The 20951-nt window shown below is 42.7% G+C and carries 17 protein-coding genes, 1 tRNA gene and 1 pseudogene; 8 read left to right on the top strand and 11 right to left on the bottom strand.

Features of this window, described 5'->3' with window-relative positions:
• Positions 1 to 72: 72 nt before the first annotated feature.
• From AC20MK_RS00330 to AC20MK_RS00320, 3 genes and pseudogenes are all read right to left on the bottom strand, one after another.
• Positions 73 to 459: a hypothetical protein gene (locus tag AC20MK_RS00330; protein ID WP_487356041.1), complete on the bottom strand. Its 387-nt coding sequence runs from the start codon at positions 457 to 459 to the stop codon at positions 73 to 75.
• 309 nt (positions 460 to 768) lie between these two features.
• Positions 769 to 1938: pseudogene (locus AC20MK_RS00325) on the bottom strand (PAS domain-containing sensor histidine kinase).
• 443 nt (positions 1939 to 2381) lie between these two features.
• Entirely contained in the window at positions 2382 to 6593 is a 4212-nt protein-coding gene (locus tag AC20MK_RS00320) for an alpha-2-macroglobulin family protein (RefSeq protein WP_487356040.1), read from the bottom strand.
• 95 nt (positions 6594 to 6688) lie between these two features.
• On the opposite strand from AC20MK_RS00320, the gene AC20MK_RS00315 reads away from it, so the two are divergent.
• Positions 6689 to 7795, top strand: coding sequence for an RNA-guided endonuclease InsQ/TnpB family protein (locus AC20MK_RS00315; RefSeq protein ID WP_487356039.1), 1107 nt, complete (start codon positions 6689 to 6691; stop codon positions 7793 to 7795).
• A gap of 221 nt (positions 7796 to 8016) precedes the next feature.
• Here the strand turns inward: AC20MK_RS00315 and AC20MK_RS00310 are convergent, their stop codons facing one another.
• Entirely contained in the window at positions 8017 to 8577 is a 561-nt protein-coding gene (locus AC20MK_RS00310; protein ID WP_487356038.1) for a flavodoxin family protein, read from the bottom strand.
• Positions 8578 to 9344: 767 nt separating this feature from the next.
• Here AC20MK_RS00310 and AC20MK_RS00305 point away from each other — a divergent pair.
• Entirely contained in the window at positions 9345 to 9521 is a 177-nt protein-coding gene (locus AC20MK_RS00305; RefSeq protein WP_487356037.1) for a hypothetical protein, read from the top strand.
• A gap of 9 nt (positions 9522 to 9530) precedes the next feature.
• Here AC20MK_RS00305 and AC20MK_RS00300 read toward each other — a convergent pair whose 3' ends face one another.
• Both AC20MK_RS00300 and AC20MK_RS00295 read right to left on the bottom strand, forming a co-directional pair.
• On the bottom strand, positions 9531 to 10322 hold the full coding sequence (locus tag AC20MK_RS00300; RefSeq protein WP_487356036.1) for an ABC transporter permease: 792 nt from the start codon (positions 10320 to 10322) through the stop codon (positions 9531 to 9533).
• Positions 10323 to 10326: 4 nt separating this feature from the next.
• The gene (locus AC20MK_RS00295; RefSeq protein WP_487357029.1) at positions 10327 to 11223 is read right to left on the bottom strand and encodes an ABC transporter ATP-binding protein; all 897 of its coding nucleotides are present in this window, start codon (positions 11221 to 11223) and stop codon (positions 10327 to 10329) included.
• 188 nt (positions 11224 to 11411) lie between these two features.
• Between AC20MK_RS00295 and AC20MK_RS00290 the strand changes: the two genes are divergently transcribed.
• Complete coding sequence (locus AC20MK_RS00290) at positions 11412 to 13127, top strand: hypothetical protein (protein WP_487356035.1); 1716 nt, start codon at positions 11412 to 11414, stop codon at positions 13125 to 13127.
• Between the two features lie 279 nt (positions 13128 to 13406).
• Here the strand turns inward: AC20MK_RS00290 and AC20MK_RS00285 are convergent, their stop codons facing one another.
• The 5 genes from AC20MK_RS00285 to AC20MK_RS00265 all read right to left on the bottom strand — a co-directional run bounded on the left by AC20MK_RS00285 (position 13407) and on the right by AC20MK_RS00265 (position 15781).
• A complete protein-coding gene (locus AC20MK_RS00285; RefSeq protein WP_487356034.1) occupies positions 13407 to 13604 on the bottom strand; it encodes a helix-turn-helix transcriptional regulator in 198 nt (65 codons plus the stop codon).
• A gap of 12 nt (positions 13605 to 13616) precedes the next feature.
• Positions 13617 to 13919, bottom strand: a complete 303-nt coding sequence (locus tag AC20MK_RS00280; RefSeq protein ID WP_487356033.1) for a DUF2178 domain-containing protein — start codon at positions 13917 to 13919, stop codon at positions 13617 to 13619.
• 315 nt (positions 13920 to 14234) lie between these two features.
• Positions 14235 to 14309 (bottom strand) — tRNA-Pro (locus tag AC20MK_RS00275).
• A 79-nt stretch (positions 14310 to 14388) separates the two neighbouring features.
• Complete coding sequence (ribB, locus tag AC20MK_RS00270; RefSeq protein ID WP_487356032.1) at positions 14389 to 15117, bottom strand: 3,4-dihydroxy-2-butanone-4-phosphate synthase; 729 nt, start codon at positions 15115 to 15117, stop codon at positions 14389 to 14391.
• Entirely contained in the window at positions 15110 to 15781 is a 672-nt protein-coding gene (locus AC20MK_RS00265; RefSeq protein WP_487356031.1) for a winged helix-turn-helix domain-containing protein/riboflavin kinase, read from the bottom strand. The genes ribB and AC20MK_RS00265 overlap by 8 nt, the downstream gene beginning before the upstream one ends.
• Before the next feature lie 193 nt (positions 15782 to 15974).
• Between AC20MK_RS00265 and AC20MK_RS00260 the strand changes: the two genes are divergently transcribed.
• From AC20MK_RS00260 to AC20MK_RS00240, 5 genes are all read left to right on the top strand, one after another.
• Entirely contained in the window at positions 15975 to 16853 is an 879-nt protein-coding gene (locus AC20MK_RS00260) for an ion transporter (protein ID WP_487356030.1), read from the top strand.
• Between the two features lie 31 nt (positions 16854 to 16884).
• A complete protein-coding gene (locus tag AC20MK_RS00255; RefSeq protein WP_487356029.1) occupies positions 16885 to 18465 on the top strand; it encodes a hypothetical protein in 1581 nt (526 codons plus the stop codon).
• A gap of 118 nt (positions 18466 to 18583) precedes the next feature.
• Positions 18584 to 19030, top strand: a complete 447-nt coding sequence (locus tag AC20MK_RS00250; protein WP_487356028.1) for a hypothetical protein — start codon at positions 18584 to 18586, stop codon at positions 19028 to 19030.
• A 313-nt stretch (positions 19031 to 19343) separates the two neighbouring features.
• Positions 19344 to 20237: a formylmethanofuran--tetrahydromethanopterin N-formyltransferase gene (fhcD, locus tag AC20MK_RS00245; RefSeq protein WP_487356027.1), complete on the top strand. Its 894-nt coding sequence runs from the start codon at positions 19344 to 19346 to the stop codon at positions 20235 to 20237.
• 100 nt (positions 20238 to 20337) lie between these two features.
• Entirely contained in the window at positions 20338 to 20928 is a 591-nt protein-coding gene (locus AC20MK_RS00240; protein WP_487356026.1) for a transglutaminase-like domain-containing protein, read from the top strand.
• Positions 20929 to 20951 lie beyond the last annotated feature (23 nt).

Raw genomic sequence — 20951 nt, 5'->3', positions numbered from 1 at the left:
AATTTATGAGTTTGTTGGTAATCTCACCATCCGACTGTAAAATTTCACCAAATGTTCATAAGAAAATGAGACTTATCCCAATTTCTGCATCAATATGTAACCCATCCCTGAGGTGTATATAGGCATTACCAGATACCTTATCCCTATGTCCGTGAAGTATTGTGTAACTGTCATCGGGAAGAAGCCACCATAGACCATTCCCAGATCGATTGCAAGATTTATGACAAGCCATACAGTACCAAGAAGTACGCCTTCCCTGAAATAATCCGTTTCGACACCTTCAAAATACTTTATCGCAAGCGCAACGCCTACAAACCCACCAGTTACTATCATGATGGACTTGAAGAAAGTCTCTGCGATCAGGAAATCCCCTTTCCTGTCCACAAATGCAAAGGACACTATGAAAGGTATCAGCCAGACAATCAATCCAAAAAGGACCATCTTCAGATATTTGTTCAATTCTACAGACCCCCTAAGATCAGCTATTGTTCAATGTGAATTATCTTTTACCGATACTATATAACAGCTCCCGGTTTTTGCTCTGTGGAAACCATCTTCTCTGAATTCAACTGATAGGCTATGAACTTAATAAAAAGAGATTGCCATATATGTTTGTGCTACAACACAAGTGTATGAATTGTTCTGCCTATGTGCAAAAAAGTCTATATATTAAGTGAAAAAGGAGAAATGTATTGATACACAACCTTGAAAGCATGCCAAAGTCATGTGTCTAATTATAGTGAGGATATCTACAAAGCTCAAAAAATATTATTCAATATATGGCTGTTCTTCATATTGTGTTGGGCTTGTAGGAATTGTAAATGAAAATGTTGATCCATTTCCAACTTCACTTTTTACCTGAATGTCCCCACCATGCATTTCAATATACTTTTTGACTAAAGCAAGTCCTTTGCCAGTCCCACCATATTTTCGGGTAGAGGATGAATCAAGTTGCTAAAATGGAGCAAATATTAATTCATGATCAGTGTCGGAAATTCCGACACCATCATCTGAAATGAAGAAATGTATTGTATCATCATGCTTTTTGGCCATAATGGATACGTTCCCGTTTGCAGGTGTGAATTTAATTGCATTATCTAGAAGATGGTACAGAACCTGTACTAATTTCGTTCTATCAGCATTTAGTTCAATATAATTGCCCTCAATATTTTCTTCGATATCGATAAATTTCTTGGTTGCTTTAGCCTGCACTAAAAGTTTTGATTCAGCAATTATCTGGCCTAGATTTGTTCTTTCGGGGCAAAACTCTATTTTACCGAGTTCAATTTTAGAAAGATCAAGGAATCCATTGACTAACTCTAAGAGGCGCTGCTCACTTTCTAAAATATTATTAAGATAGCTGGATTGTTGTTCATTCAGGTCTCCAGCAACTTTGGAATCCAATAACTGTGAAAAACCAATTATTGAATTAAGAGGAGTTCGCAGCTCATGACTCACGTTAGACAGGAAATCTGATTTGATGCGATTTAATTCATCTGCTTCTCTTTTTGCTTGCAATAGCTTTCTTGCCTTTTTGCGTTCTGCTATATCTCTTATAATCAAGAGTTTGTTATATTGGTTCTTGTAAAAGAATGAACTTACACTGATCTCTACAGGTATCTCAGTGCCATTCTTATGAATTACATTAACTTCCAATAGTGTTTGCTCGTTGGATGCTCTTTTATCTTTTATCAGAGCTAACTCTTTTTTGGTGCTTACTATGTCTTCAATACACAATTTCAATAGCTCATCTTCGTTATAACCTAATATTTTTGTGGATATTTTATTCGTATTTAGAATAGTACCATCGGACCCTATCACACATATTAAGTCATTACTGCTATCAAAGATATTCGATAAATTTTTATTAGATTTAGCTAATTCCAGAGATTCTCTCTCTGCTAGAGCATACAGATCATAGGAAAGACCAGAAACCATGATCAATAAGATCACAGCTGTTAGGAATACCTCATCCAACTCAAACGCTTCATATGCGTAAAAATAATGCATCAGATATTCAAACAGATCTAATTTTGTAGATAGGACACCCGTTACTACTGTTAAGAATAGAATTATCAATAAATGCCGATAAACCTTATGAGACAGATCTGATGTTCCCACTAAAATTCCCCACTTCAATTAATTTAAAAAGTTTACTAAACTTTTATTGGTTATACCGATAATATTATAGTAGTAATATACATACTCAGATATATAAGATGTGCCTTTGAAAACAATGTTCTCGGAATTGCTTCCATACTGACGATTTCTTGAAGAACTCTGAAAGGACCATCTTCCCAGGCTTTGTCTGGTAACCTGTTTCCTGAAGTACCTGACCTTGAACAAAAAAAAGAAAAAATGAGAGATAGATATATCTCCCATCAAACAACGGTCACGTTCATACCCTTCGCTTCCGCCTTTACCTCCGGACTATAGTATGAGTACGCACTGCTCTCCTGCACCATTGCCTTGACCGGGAACATTGCCCTCATATTCAACGAGAACTCCATTTCCTCTCCAGGCATCATCTCATCGATGTAAAGGATCACCTTGCGACCGGCGATCTCATAGCGGGTGATGGTGCCGTCTTCCTTGAGTTCCTCAAGGCTTGCAGCGACCGGAGTGAAACCTGTGGGCACTGCAACATCCACTATCATCATTCCGCTGGACTCAACGACACCCCTTATGCCAGGCATACCATTGTATTTCAGGCGGACATCGACCTTTACGACATCATCGACTTCCACATCCGTTGAATCGTAGTCAACATCAAGCTCGATCTGTTCCTGCTCTATGATCTCAGGCAGGATCACATTGAACCTTCTGACAAGCTGATAGTTCAGCTCACCGGTCCCTGAAAGCTCCATCTCGATTACTTCAACGCCTTCCGGAACCTCAATGATGTTCACAACATCGTAATTCTCGGAAGTGATCCTAAGGCCCTTGAGTTCCAATCCATCCCCGCTGACAGTAATATTAGCATCCACATCTCTTCCTGCAACCGCTGCCGCCGTCATCAATGCCCTGAAGGCCATGACAGTATCCTGCGTGCTTGAAAAACCGCCATTGGAATTACGCTGGGCTGCTATCCATTTCAATGAGGAGCTTGCCATGGGGTCATTCGTTTCGATCAATGCAAGTGTGGCATAGGCTGTAGTTTCAACGTTCTTGCTTGAGATAGGGTGGAAACCATAGCCACCATACTCGTAAGGCTCAGGCAGGACATCATCGTATCCCCAATACACGCCATTTTCATCCTCTTTTGCCAGCTCAATAAGTCTTTCCATGGACTCGGCTGCCCTGTCGCTCTCAAGCTTTTGGAGAGCAAGGGTACCTATGGCAAGAGCGTATGGATCGTCCTGCTCATCAAGTTCCGCTTCCAGATAGCTTCGGGCATCTTCCATTACAGCCGGAGCAGCATAGCCATATTCATCGAGTGCCAGTGTCACATAGGCTGTGAGTGCATAAGTGCCGCTCACACCTCCCATCATATCCTCATGGATAACGAAGCCGACAACATCCCAGGAACCGTCCTCTTTCTGGTGTGAATCTATCCACTCCGCTGCTTCCCTTACAACATTCTCGTCAATGGTCGTCAGGTCCCTGGCGCCACTGAACTGGGAAAGCACAAAGGATGTTAGCCACAGACTGCCTTCGCCATCGCTCTCTCCAAACGCAGAGAAGGAGCCATCCGAATGCATAAAAGTGAGCTCTCTCTGATATCCGGTAGTGATGAACGTCAAGGCTTTGGCCTGTACCTCAGGATTCTGCTGACCGGTGGCCTTGAGATAGCGCAACACTTCAACATCGGTGGAGAACAACATCATGTTCTGTTCACCGCATCCGTAAGGCATGCCCAACAGGTCATCAACCCCACTTATGGTCTGGGCCACAATGCTTGGAGTAAAGCTCAGTATCACTTTCTCGGAATCCTTCACGATGGCATCAGGCAATGTTGCATCCAGCTCAATGCTACCGTTCTTGAGGATACCGTTATCCACTATCTCCCTGGTAACCCCTTCCGCCTCGACAATGATTGTCTTACGGATCGCATCCGCTTTCTCAGTGGTCTGTCCTGTCAGTTCAACTGTCTGCACCCCGACCTCGGTAGGACGAATGGTGAAACTTACATGGGTCACACTATTGGCATCCACGCTCACTTCAACGACATCATCACCTACCAGCTCGAACCATTCTGCACCGGAAAGGGTCAGCCTCACATCCTGAGGCTTGTCGAGATAGTTGTACACCTGCACCTGAACCGGGAACTCCTCCCCACGAATAACAGCATAGGGCAGATCAGGATCGATAAAGAAATCCTGGAACACCGTAAGTCCTGCTTCGGATATTCCAATGCCTTCCGGACCAGAAGATACTGCATGAAGTCTCCATGTGGTGATGGAATCAGGGGCATTCAGATCAAGGGCTGCCAGTCCTTCATCATCGGTAAGAAGATCGGGCATCCAGATCCATGTTTCAGGGAAGAACTGGCGTACTCGCTCCACTTCCGCAAGCTGCTCCCCTGAACCTGCTTCATCGTCCATTACAGGCGCATCAGCAGGTATCTCCATTACGGCTTCATCTACAACCATATCCTCCATTTCAAACATTGCTCCTGCAAATTGAGCAAACATCAAATCTTCGCCAGTTTCTGATCTTGGTATCTCAAGACCGCCGGATGCCAGCACTATCACCCCGGCCTCATCAAGAACATCATAAGCGGTTGTCTGATATCCGAAATACTGAGGATGCGCTTCAACCTGAGGTTCCATAAAGCGGATCTCAAGCTCATCGAACACCTGTTTCAAATTCAGCCTTCCCTCGCTCAATGCATATACGGATTCGTCCACAATGGAAAGTCCTATCATGGACTTGGTGCCTGCATCCAGCTCTACCGAGACAGCATCACCAGGTGTCACAGTTTCCTCATCGAAACCTGTGGAAAGGTCTACCTGCGTGCTGAATTTGACATCGAAGGGCAGGCTGTCGGCGGAAACCTCATTGTTAGGATTTATTATGTATGCAACGACCTTTGCCGATGGGCTCATCTGTGGCGTCACAGGGATGTTTATCTGATCTTCATCACTGGTCGCAGAGTACACAGTCCTGCCGTTTGCGAAAACATCATAGAATACCATTCCCTGGTTAGTTGAATAGACCTTGAACGAGATCACATCTCCGACTTCCGGTATGCCTTCACTTATCTGTCTCAAATGCAGGAAGCTAGCACTTGGGGAATAGACCGAATTCAATGTACTGCGAACTTCGACTTCTTCTGAAACAGCATGTAGTTCAACGCCCACAGCATCCTCGGGTATCTCCAGTGTCACCAGAACAATGCCGTTCTGTGTCTTGTAGGTCTCTTTGATCTCGTCATAGTTGTAATTGTCATCTCTGAAATTTGCAACAAGGGTCACCTCTTTTTCAAGAGGTTCTCCTCCGGGGTCCTTTGTTACGAGAAGGACCTGAAGAGGCATTCCCGGTTTGATGGAACTGGATTCCGGGATCATTTGCAGAAGTAACGGATGCTGTGCTATGGTCAACAGTTCGGTACTTTCTTCACTGTTCCCACCGGTGTCGGTCACGGTCACATTCAGCATGACACTGCCCTGTCCTCCGGCTCCAAAGGTGCCTGCCACATATCCAACAGCAGGAAGTGCAAATTCCACATTTCCGTCTTTAAGAGGGGCATTGGACGTTGAGTATTCTTCCCAGACGCCTATGTATCTGGAAGCCTTTACCTCAACAGTTCCTTCAACGACCTTTCCAAAGAAATAGTTAGCAGAGACCGTGCCTGTAATAGGTTCATCGGCAAGGAACCAGCTTTTTTCAGTGGAGGTTTCCAGGTCGAACTTGGGGAGGACATATTTCTCCACCCTGATATCGACTTCAGACATAGAGCTACCTGATGTCGCCTTCACCTTCCATGTTCCAAGGTTCAGCTCGGATGCAAGCGGAAGGTCAAAGTAAGCAACCCCATACTCATTGGTGACCAGATCGTCCTTGAAGATCTTCACTCCCTTTGCATCAGCGATCTCAACGGTGGTGTTCTGAACTACAGGAACAAGGTTGTTGTTCAGACTGAGAAGACGTACATGTATGGTCTGCCCGGGTTTGTAGATAGGTTTGTCAGTTTCGATGAAGATCGGATTGTTCTGCACCACCTTAACGGTTGTAGTAAAACCCTTTTCCGCGCCTGCGGGTGTTGCGGTCAGCGTATAACTACCCTCTTCTACATCCGGCACTTCGAACTTCGCCACACTGTTACCGGCTTCGGAGGTGGCCGCCTTTACCAATGGGATGATGTCGCCTGATGCACTGGTAAGGGTATACTCGATACCCCTGCTGACCGTTTTATCATCAAGGAAAGCAGACATAGTTACAGAACTTTCCCCGCCTGAGAACAGTGATTTTGGTACAAGCAGCAGATATTCGTCCTCTTCGGAATAGGTCCCTCCCTCATCATAGGAGAGCGCTTCATTGGAAGAAGTTTGAGCTTTTTCATCGTCCTGCCCGATACATCCTGCCAGCAGGATGCACGATAGCAAGACCAGTAAACAGAATCCTTTTTTTGTAACCCCGATATATTTCATATTAATTGGTGCAAGGAGACCACCCATTTAAATGAGTGGATGAATTGCACCCTCCCTCCTTTTGTCGTTAATTTTTTAATTATTGAGTTTAATATATGAATGTGGATAGAACCATTAAACTGAAACTTGAGATGCCGAATGAAGGCAAAGAAAGCCTCAAGCAGACAGTTGTACTTTTCGACCAGGTTTTTAACGAGGTTGCTGAATATGGTTTCCAAAATCATACTCATTCGAAAGTATCTATCCATTATGCTACTTACAAAGACATTAGAGAACAGCACCCCGAACTGCCGTCTTCGCTGGTCCAGGGTGCAAGAGACGTTGCGTGCGAAGCCCTCAAAGGCGTCAAACTTAAGACATGTCCAGAGAGTTATCCGTACTCGGCGATTCGGTACAATAAAAGAGTTGTTACGATTCGTATGCAACATAATAGTGCTACGATTGCATCGATTGATGGTCGTATCAATGTCTCTTTCAATATACCAGAATATTACAAACAGTACCTTGGATGGGATATTAGGAGTTCCACGCTTAGATATGACAGCAGACAAGATGTTTTCTATCTGCATATCACACTTCGTGCTGAATCTCCTAAGCCAGTCGGTAATACTGTTCTTGGTATCGATCGTGGGATTGTTAATGTTGCAGTCTGTTCCAATAATGTCTTTTTCAATACGAGCAGCATCAAAAACACAAGAGCTAAATATGCACATCTCAGGAAGGAACTCCAGTCCAAAGGCACCAAATCTGCTAAACGTCTTCTTAAGAAGATCAGCAGAAAGGAAAGACGGTTTGTGACGGATATTAACCATTGTATTGCCAAAGATATTGTCAATATGCCCTTTGATGTGATTGCTCTTGAAGACTTGACCAGCATTCGTGTTCAGAAACGCAAAGGTAAGGACTTTAACAGGAAACTTAATAATTGGAGCTTCTACCAACTTGAACAATTTATCCGCTATAAAGCCGAAGCTGTGGCTAAACAAGTTGTTTCGGTTGACCCTCGTTTCTCCAGCCAGAAGTGTTCCAAATGTGGACACACTTACAAGGGTAATAGGGATGGGAGTTCTTACCGTTGTCGTAATTGTGGTTTCCAGATACATGCTGACCTCAATGCTGCTCGAAACATAGCTCAGGCAGGTATATCTTGCCTGAGTAGGTTGTCTGTCAATCAACCGAATGTGGAAATGAGAACTACTTAAGTTGTAGTTCAATGATTTATCTGCAAGCCGCCCGTTTCAACGGGTGGTAATTGACCTTGACACTACCTTTGTTCAATTATTTTTTGATATGTAAGAAGAAGATTGTTGCCAATTGCGTATAAACTTAGCTTAAACTTCGAAACTGTTCGAACCTATGGCTATCACAAAAATGTCAATATAAAAAAAGAGAAACTCCGGCAGCATACCGGAAAAATTAAACATCAGTCAACTAAGTGAAGCCCGGCCTGTTTTGCCTTCTCCATCAGTTCCGCATCCTTTCTCACAGAACCTGGCAGGTCATATCCGGCTGCAACAAGCCTGTCTGTGACAGCCATACCAAAGAACAGCTTCAGGAGATTCCCGAACTCATCAAAGACGTTCTCATATGTCGATTTGTTAGGATCTCCCTGTGCCCTTACGAGAACAGCGTTCTTCCCCACAGGTAACCTTGGTTTAAGCTCTGCATCCACAAGAGCATAGCAACGATCCAAAAACGAGCGCATCTGCCCGGTGAACTGATCGAAATATATAGGAGAGCCGAACACAAAAGCATCCGCTTCTTCCAGCTTCTTGTAAACGTCCGTCATATCATCCTTGAGCTTGCAATCGGCCATCACATTACAAAGCCCACATCCCTGACAAGCCCTGAAATCCAGTTCATTGATATAAATGGTCTCTGTTTCAGCTCCCTTCTCTGCTGCCCCTTCAAGCACTTTCTGTACAACTACATCCGTGTTACCGTTCTTATGCGGACTTCCTACAATAGCTAATACTTTCATCATTTCACATCCCTAATAGTAGAATAAAGATGGATAATGATCATGCTTAAAGTTATCTTAAGAGTTGAAGATTTGGGGATTATTGAGAGAAACGATCCTTATATTTTGAAGCAGGGTTTGAGATAATTTTATATGCTAGAATTCAACTTAAAGGATGTGGGGTTCAGAAACATGGGGTTTGATCAAAGAATTGATTCAAGAATTGTCGAGCTAGTAAGCAAGAATCAAAAAAATATTAACATATTAGTTATTCTTTTGTTCATAATGATGGTAGGAACAATAATAGCATCAAATATTAATCCGATATATACACCTATGGGAGCGCTGGGAGGACTCATTTTTGGCCTTAATATAACATATCACATTTTCCAATGATGTGATTTATTTATCCTACTTCTCTATACTTTTTTAGAATTAATGTATTATTCTAGCAAATAATTAAATTTTTAGAAGAATGGTATTTCTGTCTTTGATTCGGTTGTGCATATAACTCATACCAACTCGTACACTTTTTACTTTATATATCCCCGATTTTCTGTGCGAAGGATGAGATTTGAATCCACAAAACCATCCAGGTCTTAATCTTAATCTCTCTTTTAATTTTGTTAAACTTAGTAGAAAAATAAAACTTAAAAAACTCCTATACTTCTCTTTTTACTCTTGTGTTTGTTATATTTTATATTTCTTCATTCTAACCTCTTTACCTCTGGTAGAATTAAAATATAACAAGATCATTGTCATTTTCAAAGATCAAATGTCGGAACACACCAATGCCCAACAAAAAAGAAACCGAAGAAGACCCATGCGAGCTGACCGAAGAGGAACTCGATGAACTTCTGATAAAAACTGCAAAAAAGGAGATAAGGTCTGATTACAGACGCAGTCTTGGATGTGAGAGTAGCCGTAGATGCATGGACACGAAAAGCTCGTCCTCAAAGAAAAAGTGAGTGTTGATCTCAAACGACCAGTCTTTTCTTCATCAGATTTACCGACACTACGAAACCTATTGCACAGACGACCATTATCCACAGGAGATTTGTCAGCAGGAACCATCCCGGTGCTCCGAAGGTCAGTGCTCTTATTATGATCACAACGTGTGTCAGTGGCAATATTGCCAGTGCGATGTACTGGACGATCTCAGGCAGTACGTTGAGGGGGAAGAACGTTCCGCTGAAAAGGAACATCGGCGTGATGAAAAGCAGTATGGGATAATTGATGGACATTATGTTCGGGGTGACTGCTGCAATGCACATTCCAAGGCATGCGAAGAGCAAGCCTGCAAGGAAAGCGAAGGGAATGATAAGCAATGAATGGGGAAAAGTGATGAGCCCGAACAGTGCAATGACAGGAAGCATCAATGTGGCACTTATTGTGCTTCGGGTGGCACCCCACAGCAATTCTCCGATTATGACATCCTCGATGCTCAGAGGGGTTGCAATGATGGCATCGAAGGTCTTCTGGTAGTACATCCTCACATAAGAGCCATAGCTGCACTCGAAAAAAGCACCATACATCACAGAGACCGAGATCAGTGCCGGGGCTATGAACTTTGCATAGGGTACACCGTCTATCTCTTCTATGAACAGGCCCAGACCGAAGCCCATGGCAAAGAGATAGAGCAGAGGCTCGATGAAAGGAGGCAGGAAATTCAATTTGACGTTCTTCATGAAAACATCCTTGTTACGCCGCCAGACCTTGAAGGCTCCAGATGTTAATTCCGGGGGTTTGAAATACATGCCTATGTCCATCTTCTCACTCCCTGAGCTTCCTTCCCGTCAATTTCAGGAAAACGTCCTCAAGTGTCGCAGCGCGGGCAGTGACACTTGTCAATTTACATTCCGACAAGAGATGGTCGGTTATCTCCTGCGGCTTATCGGTATATATCTGGATGTCATCCCCGAGCACCTCATAGTTTGCCTGATGAGCTTCAAGGCAGGAGATGATATTAGGATCTTTATCGGTCTCGACTATTGCAGGACCAATGTGTTCCTGAATGAGATCTGTGGGGCTGCCTTCAACGAGTATCTTCCCATTGTCCATGATGACAAGCCTGTCACATAATTGAGAGGCCTCTTCAAGATAATGTGTTGTGAGCACGATGGTGACGCCCTGTTTCTTGAGACCTTTGAGCTTGTCCCACATAAGATGTCTTGACTGCGGGTCAAGTCCCACCGTCGGTTCATCGAGTATCAGCAGTCTTGGTTTGTTTATCAGTGCCCTTGCAAGCACAAGGCGCCTTTTCAGGCCGCCTGAAAGCGAGTCGGTCATGGTATCCCGTCTTTCTTCCAGATGCACGAACTCAAGGAGTTCGTCCACTCTTTTTTTAGCCTCATCCTCGGGGATGTCAAAGTAACGCGAGAAGATCAAAAGGTTCTCATAGACCGTAAAATCAGGATCAAGATTGTTCTCCTGAGGGACAACGCCCATCTTGAACTTTATTTCCCGCTGATGAACGTTCACATCCATACCAAATACTTCCAGTGTGCCCGATGTCATTGGGGAGATACACTGTATCATACGCATGGTGGTCGTCTTGCCCGCACCATTGGGTCCCAGAAAGCCGAACAGCTCCCCTTCATCGACAGAAAAAGCAACGCTATCTACAGCCGTGAAATCATCGAATTCTTTCCTGACATCCTTGCCTACGATAACTGGAGGAATGATATATCACCAATCTTTTCTTTGAATGATTATTGTAGTTGAGAATTGATATATGTTTTCTTATTTTTCGAACAAAAAACTTACAGCAAAAAACAAATAAAATAAAATAATATGTGCATCGTATTATTTTATTTGATGATATAATATTTCAAAAATAAAGAGAAGGAGCAAAAAATATGGGATGGTTTGATGTGGTGGCTGGTGTCTGTACAGGCGGACTTTATACTGTTGGAAAAGCGATTTATCAGGCAGGAAATGCAGCGGAAGATGCAGGAGACGCTGCTGAGCAGGCGGGCCTTGCCATTGCTGTAATAGGCACAACGATACAGTCGTTGGGAGAAGAACTGAAATCTTTCTTGAAAGAAACTGAAGAGCTCATTACTATACGCAGGTTGAGTCCCAGAGATGAAGATGAGCTATGGGATGAAGAAAAAGAGAGACTTGACGATCTTAAAGCCGAAAAAAAGCGTGTTGTAGATGAATTAAAAAGCCTTGGTGTAGATGACCCGGATAATTTTTCATTTGATTTTTGGGAAATGTTCTATGATATGGAAAATGTACTCAAGAAGTTCCAGTTGATCGCAAGGATAGCTGCGGTAAATGCTGAGATAACAGAGATATTATATCAGGAACCTGGAGTTCTGACCACTGGTATCTACAACGCAAAAGAGGTCCTTGAACGCTTAAATACAATTGAACAACCTCTGATCGAGGATATTCTCAAATCCGTTGATGACAACTTCGAAGTTACTGAGGAATTGCTTAAAGAGGTCAAGAAGCTCTTTGTCACAAGAGAGAGAGTCCCTATTTCAACAGCAGAACTTGGACCTGAAAAGATACAAAATATTGAAGCTCTCGAACTTGACAGAAGATATTATTTAAATATTCTCCAGCGCAAAAAAAAGGTAGTATCCGGACTCCACACCGTCATGAACGATATGCCTGCCACGAATTTTGAGTTCACTGGCAGCATGATCCATATGAACCGGAAAATGACTTCGGATCATGTAGTGGATGACAGTATTCTGGATGACAACATTTTAGATAATGTCGAAGTCATTGATGATATCAAAATTGATGATGACATAAAGATCGATGTGGGTATCGATAAAATAGACGATATTAAAATTGCCGGTGATCCTGACAAATTCTCCGGACTCACAGGTGAAGCCAGAAGAAGAAATATGAACATCGTCGGTGCGACTCTGGAAGATAAGAACATATCTGACAAACAAACTCCCGCACCGAATATGAATTCTGCCGGCTCTACTGATCCTACTGATCCTAAAAGGTCTACCCGGGCTGACAGTTCTGCCTTCAATGCCCACTCTTTTGCATCTGAAAATATGAAATTCCAGATGGATAAAGAGCAAAAGTTCACCGGTGCCAACATGCAGCCCCATGGTGCCAGAATTTCAGCATCCCTTGCCACAAAATTCGATGGCTACCAGAGGAATTACGATCTTCTGAAAGCCCAAGCTTCATACTACGATCACCAATTGCTAAAGCTCGAACGGAAGAAAATGAGATTTACGCATGAGATCGTTGATAAGCCCGGATTGATACCCCAAACACTGGATGAAGTAAACGAAATACTCGAGAACGTCAGAACAGATCAGCAACCCCGCATCGATAAAGTGCTTGATAATCTGAACAACAACCTTGAGACATTGAACACCAAAGTGCTTGAGACCCTGAACGATAATCTCGAAGAATCAAAGTCCACTCTGGCAAAAGCCAATGACACTATGGAAACTGTACAAAAAGCATTATCCATACTTGATTTTGATACAAAGTATATCAAATATGGTGCAGTGGCAATTGGGGGGCTAGTCGTGCTTAATTTGTTCGTTGGATTGATAGTACTGACGAGAGCTGCATTTGGAATTTAAGATAGATAAAAAGATGGTCGAACTATATGCTTCAAAGAAATAACAGTTATTCCAAAACTGTTGTACCATTTTAAGCATAATCAGTTCATCACATGGCTCATTACTATTTTGCGTGAGTGAGCCATAACATCTTGTGAACTTGTCTTTATTCTATTTTTTTTAGAATTCATGAACTATTTCTTCAATACTTGCCCTGTGGGAATTCTGAAAGAGAGTAAGATAAAATTCGAAATGATTTGGTTTATTCATCCCAAAACATTTTATTCATCCCAAAACACCTCATTCATCATCTAAAATAAATACATCTTCTATGGTTGAATCAAAAATCTTTGCAATGGTATAAGCTAATTTCAGGGAAGGGTTGTACTTTCCCTTTTCCAGAAACAGAATGGTTTCTCTCCTGACACCTACTTTTTTTGCAAGCTCTTCCTGAGTAAGATCATATCTGGCCCGGAGTTCTTTGATCCTGGTTTTCACACAACTCCCTCCTTATAGTTCCTTTGAATTGTAGTAGCGACCAAAACTTATCATCGATATAAGCAAAGTGAAAAATAATATTATTATAGTTGCAGGTGTTTCCAATTTGAACAGATCGAAAATATCACCATAAAGGATCACTCCCATTTCCAACATCAGCACAATAACAGTTCCCTGTGCAGCTTTTCCCGCCACGTTTTCTGTCCTTTCATCCTGCCTAGGCTCTTCAGATCTTTTATTCTTTCTATTGAGAATTAAAAATCCTATCGCTAATCCAACGATTATCGGTACAAACTCGACTATCTCCACTGCCATTATGTGCTTCCCCAAAGTTATCTAATTCAAACTTAATATTAGATACATACAACATATGCCATTTATATTTAATGACGTCTTGTTTTTTAAAAATGTAGCTGAAAGAAAGGTCGAGGAGAAGTACTGAAAAAAGAGAATCCTGCAATACCTTTCGGGAATTTAGAAGTAACAGAATCAATCAAATGAAAATTAACCAAAGTCCGCTTGATTCTGATTGTAAATCAGAATTCCTCATAAAATCTTCGATTCGCGTAATCCCGAAACAGACCCACGTTAAAGAAGCAATATAATGTGAGTCAAAAAAAAATTGTATGATGGGGCCGCGGAGATTTGAACTCCAGTCGCAAGACCCCCAGCCTTGCAGGATGGACCAGGCTACCCTACGGCCCCACGGGGTCGATTAATAGTAAGCACTTTCAGTATATGATTCTTTCTGAAAAAAGAGGTGAAAATGGGTTAAATTAAGGCTTTAAGCCTGCTCCCATTGCTCGTATGCGTCAACTATCTCCTGTCCTTCGAGGAAGACCAGATTGTGCAATTCAGCATACTCCTTTGCATCTTCTTTTGACAATGCTCTGCCGTTGGAATCGTCCAGCATCTCACAGACCACCATTGCAGGGGTCACGTCTGCCATCTTTGCTATTGCAATGGAAAGTTCGGTCTGGCCTTTGCGGTCATGGACCAGACGGTCGGCTGCACGCAAAAGGGCAACATGGCCGGGTGTCCTGAATTCAGAACCAAAACTTACATCCTCGCCTTTCATGCACTTTTCAGTGATATTTGCAAGCTCGTTAATTGTCAAGGCCCTGTCGTTGTCAGGAATGCCTGTGCGTGTTTTCCTGTGGTTCACCCAGATGGAAAATGAGGAACGGTTGTCATAAGCAAGGTCTCCGCCTTTCTCGACAGTGTTTCCAAGAGCAGGATTGGACCTTGCTTCATCACGCAGAACATCGGATATGAAGGGAAGGCCAAGCTTTTGTGAATTTTCACCATCAATAGCCACGCAAATGAGTCCGCCGCCATCTCTGCGCATCCAGCGCACATCATCGGGGGTCACAGCAGAAGCGGTGATCACAAAATCGGTTTCACCCTCTCTGCTGTCTGAATCGTAAATAAAGAACATTTCCCCGTTCTGTGCGGCCTTTATCGCATTCTTGATATTATCAGTGTAATTTTCGTTTGTCATAGGATCACTCACATGCACTGCGGTCTTCGATCGTAATCTTCACTTCATCCCCGTCACTTAGTTCCAAGGTCTTACGAAGATGAACAGGGGATATTATCTCCAGCAGATCGTGGGGGTAATGGCTGCGTTCGGGGGTCACAACGGCTCCCCTCACTCCTTCCACCTCCACAAAATAACAATTACAGCCTCCAAAAGTGCGCTGCCCGTCAGTAAAACCGGATATGGAAATGATATTTTTCAGGTTTTTCCTTTTCAGTATGTCTGCACTGTGACTGGTAAGCCTGACATTAAGAGTACCCGGATAGGGCTTAAAATCCAATTTCTCTTCGAACTGTGATCTGTAGCCGTCCTGTGCAATGTAATACTGCCCTTCCCCAAGACCCGTTATCACATGCCCATAAAGCTCAATTTTATCTTCATCGCCACAGAAGATGTGCTTGTAATCACTGAACTCACTCTCAAGCCATGTTCGCCCCTCTTCTGTAATGGATATCATCTGGCCTTCAGGAATGATCAGGCGATCGATCAAACCCTCTTCCTCAAGCTGTTTTAGTATCCTTGCGGCTGTTTTGGAACCTGTGGAAGTGTATCTGGTGAACTCACTTGATGATATCTTTACAGGTTTCTTAAGTGCGCCCAGAAGAGCCAGATGTTTCAAAGAGTTGATGCGATGCATTTTTGGTACCTTTTTGTTATCCTGCCTCAAATATGAGATGCATCTCAAATATGAGAAGGAAAGAAAATAAAGCTTTTGATTAATATATGGTCATTATTCGGAATGATTTATATTATAATAAAGAGATTTGTTTTCAGGTTCCTAAAATATATAATAACGGAACACAACTCATGATCATTATATAGAGATTTGAATGATGAACAGATGGAACAGGGATTCGGAAAACCGTTCAGAATGTGGAGGGTGGCGCTCATACCTGTACAAATACATCTTTGAAGCCAGCACCCCTATCGGAAGATACTTTGACATAGTCCTCATAGTGGCGATCATACTGAGCGTCATAGTCGTTATGCTGGACAGTGTTCATTCAATAAACTCAATTCATCATCAAAAGCTCTACATGGCGGAAATCATCTTCACCATCCTTTTTACAATTGAATATTTCCTGAGGATGATATGTGTAAAAAGCAAAGTCCGCTATGCCACCAGTTTCTTTGGGATCATCGATCTTCTGGCCATCGTACCGACCTATCTTAGCCTGTTCTTCCCCGGAAGCCAATACCTGCTGATAATCAGAGTGCTACGCTTGCTCAGGATATTCAGGGTGCTCAAACTCGTTCAGTACATCTCGGAAGCAGATCTACTGATACAGGCATTAAAGGATAGTAGCAAGAAGATCACCTTGTTCATGTTCACCGTAATCAACCTTGTAATAATACTGGGCTCAATGATGTATGTCATTGAAGGTGAACAAAGTGGGTTCACAAGTATTCCGCGAAGCATTTACTGGGCCATAATCACCCTTACAACCGTCGGATACGGTGACATTGTTCCCATTACCGCCCTTGGACAGGCACTTGCATCCGTTGTGATGATACTGGGATATTCGATAATAGCGGTACCTACGGGAATTATCACGCATTCTATCATAAACACCAGCATGGCAGCCAGACCTATAATGATAGGCGAAAAAACGAAGGACGTTGCCCTTAACATCGCCTGTCACAATTGCGGATTGCAGGGTCATGATACTGATGCTTTTTTCTGCAAGAACTGTGGAGCAAGACTATAAGAATAATATTAAATTCAACCAGTGATAAAATATGGACATATTGATTACAACGATCATAGACAGTTTAATTGTCATCGGTCTCACCGCTGGCATCCTTTTTTTTGATATTTTCATACGAAATAACCTTAAGATGGACCTTTCCCAAGCTGCTCCGGATCTTACAATGGCCGCATTCGCAATTCAAATATCCGTTATAGCAGCCCTTCTGATATCCGATGTCACACCCGACATCGCAATCGATTCGATCATTCTTGTATTTTTTGCTTTCCTCTGGGTCATAACAATATGGCAAAGCTCAAAAGGAAGAACAATGAATCACAATCTTTCGTTCATAATTGGTTCAGTAGCATTTGCGGTCTCAACGTCCCATCTCATGAACCTTCATGACCCGATCATATTCAGCGTGGTCATAGTAATTGCAACCGTTCTGGGATATGTGGCAGCAATCATTACAAGGAACCTCTACAACGAAAGGATAGTACACAGATTTGAAGTAATGATGAGGAAGATCACCTCATACGATCTTATCGAAGCTTCATCAAAACACATTGCCAGAGATGCCGATGATCCTCTTTCAGCTGCTGTTGACAGTATCAGATGTGCAATTCGGAACAATGATGAGGACATCTTCAAAAAGGGATTATACAAGATAACCATTACAGCAAAGAATCTCATGACAGGTGGCAGGGACACTACCGCCATTGCAAACCATATGAATTTCCATTTGCTCGAGATGGGCTTTATTGCGGCCTCAAGGGACGAAAATGCGACAAAATGTGTTGTTCGTTCCATCGGTGTTATCGGGAAGGCCGCTTCAAATCACGGAAGCCAGGATGGAGCTGTGCGATCATTAACATCATTGACTTCCCTTTTCGATGTTGTTAAAGGAACAGCTTCAACCCAACTGAACCAACAATTTGTAAGCTCCATAGGGGATATTATGGAAGCTGCTGCAGGGTCGGGACAGGAAGAAGCGGTTGAAAAAGGGTTGTTGCTGCTCAAAGATATTGGCAACAATGCAACCTTTGCACAGGACACTTCGACCATGATAGCCGTAATAAAACAGTTGCTGGAACTGGCGAGAATATCAACAAGGTATGAACGCGCGAATTACAGCCGTCTTATAGTTCTCACAATGCGGGATATCGGTATTCGTTTTATTCAGGAAAAAACTCAGGAAGGACAGGATGGTTTCAAAATATTGGTGGGTTCTTTGCGTAGCATGGGAAAGTTCTTCGACCCTAAAGATGCACTGGAAGTCATCCGTACAATGCAGGACCTTGGTGTAATAGCTGCACGCGATTATCGTGAAGAGGAGTCGTTACAGGTCATTCATGAAATGAACGATGTTGCCCTTGCTGCTCTTAAAAATGACTATGGGGAACTGATGCAACAGACCGTTGTTTCAATGAGGGATATCTGTCTTGCTGCAATGCGTTCAGAACTTGAGGGACCTGTGAAGACCATTGCAAAGCTTTTTTCCAGAATGGGAAAACAGGGACAGTTTGCCGTTATTGTACAAGATGCTGTCATGGATATAGGCGAGCATCGCAGTCATGACGATAAATTCTACATCCTTTTTTTGCGAACCTATGAAGGCACAGGGGAGTGAACTTTCTAAACAGAAGAGTATATGTATAATGCATTGCAAATATTTCGAATCCAAAGTGAAGTTGTTATTAATATATTTCTGTATTTATATGTAATATCTTCAAAAAGGAGAAAGCTGCATGAAAAAAATGATCACGTTGATACTAGTATTTGCGATAGCAGTATTGAGTTCTGGATGCATGGATTCCGGAACCATGAGCAAATACGATATTTATATTCAATTGTACGACAATGATGTAGAAGAATATAACCCTGTTATCAATGAACTTATTGAAAAACAGGAAAACTACACTGCTGCGTATGAGGCTTACATCGATGCATCTGATAAGGATACGAAAGAAAATGAACTCGATGAAGCATTGGATCAACTGATAATTGCAGAGAATAATTACAGATCCACTGCAAACAATATATACAGGCATCTTAACGAATTTGAGTCCTTTGTGATATCCAATGAAGATACACTTGAACGCAAAGGTGTTGACACAGTTCAGCTTAAAGCGGATATTCAATCTTGGAAAGAAGAGATCAGATACAATCTCGACCAGTTCCAGTTGAATTTGTGAAGATGGTAGCCATCATTGTGGAGGGATGGCAATTCTTTTCATGATAACCAAAGACTACACTGCATTTTATAGAAGGTCACTCTGGACATGCTGCTTTAGAAGATTCAGGAAAGTTTGACGTTCTTCCACAACTTCATATCTTTGATACTGGAATGAAGCAGATATTTCTTCAGACCAATCTTTTATTGCATTCAAATAAAGCTCTTTTTCATATTCTTCCTTGGAAATATATTACCTATCGCTATGGACACAACATATATGTATTGTAATCGTATTGTAATTCATACTAAAATTCAATCATGTAGGTGTTGTAATGGAACTAAATGGAGTAGAGATCGAAGATACATTTGCAGAGGCATTCCCAATCAAAATTTCACGAATACTGATCACAGCCGCAACAAAGCGCTGGGCAACTGTTGCAGCACAGGAAGCAACAGGATTCGGAACATCAGTCATTGGATGTCCTGCTGAAGCCGGCATTGAGAAGTACGCGGATGCAAGCGAGACACCAGACGGCAGACCAGGTGTTTACATACAGATATGCACCTTCGGATTCAAGTCCCTTGAAGAACAGCTTTTAGAGCGTGTCGGTCAGTGTATCCTCACAGCACCAACAACCGCAGTGTTCAACGGTCTTCCAGATGCAGAGAAGCAGTTCGATACCGGACGCAAGCTCAAATACTTCGCAGATGGAACAGAGTCCGAGACAGAGGTTGGCGGTCGCAAGATGCACGTTATCCCAATGATGGAGGGTGACTTCCTGGTAGAGGACACACTCGGTGCAGTGACCGCTATTGCAGGTGGTAACTTCTTCATCTTCGGTGACACACAGATGACAACACTTACCGCAGCAGAGAACGCAGTCGATGCGATCGGAGCTGTTGATGGTACCATCACACCGTTCCCAGGCGGAATCGTTGCAAGCGGTTCAAAGGCAGGCGCAAACAAGTACAAGTTCCTCAAAGCAACTGCAAACGAGAAGTTCTGCCCAAGCATCAAGGACAAGGTAGAAGGCTCAGAGATCCCTGCAGACGTTAACTGCGTCTATGAGATCGTTATCAATGGTCTTGACTTCGAATCCATTGCAAAGGCAACCGAGATGGGAATCAGAGCAGCTGTTGCTGTTCCTGGTATCAAGAAGATCACCGCAGGAAACTACGGCGGAAGTCTCGGACCACACAAGTTCAACCTTCATGACCTTTTCTAAGGTCAACCATTTTTATTTTCTTTTTTTAGGTCCTGTTCGTTTATAATTTCCGTTCATAATGTTCTATCATATTTGTTCATAATGATGGCAGGCTGATAGTATGCAACAATATCTACGCTCCACAGAGATAATCGACTGGGAACACCCCCAAATTCAAAAGCTTGCAAAAGAGCTTGCATTGGAAGCCGAGGGCCCTGTTGAAATTACAAAAAAATGTTTTGAATGGGTAAGGGATGAGATATATCACAGTCATGATCATTGTTTGAACCCTATCACCCTGAAAGCTTCCAAGGTACTGGAAGCAGGAACCGGTTATTGTTATGCCAAAAGTCATCTTCTGGCAGCTTTGCTCAGGGCAAATGGCATTCCCGCCGGATTATGTTACCAGCGTCTTAGCAGGGATGAGAATGGAGAACCATTTTGCCTCCATGGCCTGAATGCTGTATATCTGCCGGACATAGGTTGGTATCGTATAGATGCAAGGGGAAACAAAAAAAGTGTGAATGCACAGTATGCTCCGCCTGAAGAGATGCTTGCCTATGAGATAAAAGTAGAAGGTGAAGCCGATCTGCCGGAGATATGGGCAGACCCACTACCTGTTATAGTCGATCTTCTGACAGTATATGACAACTATGAAGATGTCTGGGAAAATCTGCCGGATATTCCATTGATAGAACAGACAAAAAAATGAAGAAAATTAAAAGGTCAAAAAAT

The organism is Methanococcoides sp. DA23 (assembly GCF_057593895.1).
This window is presented reverse-complemented; position numbering and strand designations above follow the sequence as displayed.

Bases quoted from the DNA above. Each gene is read 5' to 3' on its own strand.
- AC20MK_RS00320 (WP_487356040.1), bottom strand. From the start codon at position 6,593: ATGAAATATATCGGGGTTACAAAAAAAGGATTCTGTTTACTGGTCTTG.
- AC20MK_RS00315 (WP_487356039.1), top strand. From the start codon at position 6,689: ATGAATGTGGATAGAACCATTAAACTGAAACTTGAGATGCCGAATGAA.
- AC20MK_RS00310 (WP_487356038.1), bottom strand. From the start codon at position 8,577: ATGATGAAAGTATTAGCTATTGTAGGAAGTCCGCATAAGAACGGTAAC.
- AC20MK_RS00305 (WP_487356037.1), top strand. From the start codon at position 9,345: ATGCCCAACAAAAAAGAAACCGAAGAAGACCCATGCGAGCTGACCGAA.
- AC20MK_RS00300 (WP_487356036.1), bottom strand. From the start codon at position 10,322: ATGGACATAGGCATGTATTTCAAACCCCCGGAATTAACATCTGGAGCC.
- AC20MK_RS00290 (WP_487356035.1), top strand. From the start codon at position 11,412: ATGGGATGGTTTGATGTGGTGGCTGGTGTCTGTACAGGCGGACTTTAT.
- AC20MK_RS00280 (WP_487356033.1), bottom strand. From the start codon at position 13,919: ATGGCAGTGGAGATAGTCGAGTTTGTACCGATAATCGTTGGATTAGCG.
- AC20MK_RS00265 (WP_487356031.1), bottom strand. From the start codon at position 15,781: ATGCATCGCATCAACTCTTTGAAACATCTGGCTCTTCTGGGCGCACTT.
- AC20MK_RS00260 (WP_487356030.1), top strand. From the start codon at position 15,975: ATGATGAACAGATGGAACAGGGATTCGGAAAACCGTTCAGAATGTGGA.
- AC20MK_RS00255 (WP_487356029.1), top strand. From the start codon at position 16,885: ATGGACATATTGATTACAACGATCATAGACAGTTTAATTGTCATCGGT.
- AC20MK_RS00250 (WP_487356028.1), top strand. From the start codon at position 18,584: ATGAAAAAAATGATCACGTTGATACTAGTATTTGCGATAGCAGTATTG.
- fhcD (WP_487356027.1), top strand. From the start codon at position 19,344: ATGGAACTAAATGGAGTAGAGATCGAAGATACATTTGCAGAGGCATTC.
- AC20MK_RS00240 (WP_487356026.1), top strand. From the start codon at position 20,338: ATGCAACAATATCTACGCTCCACAGAGATAATCGACTGGGAACACCCC.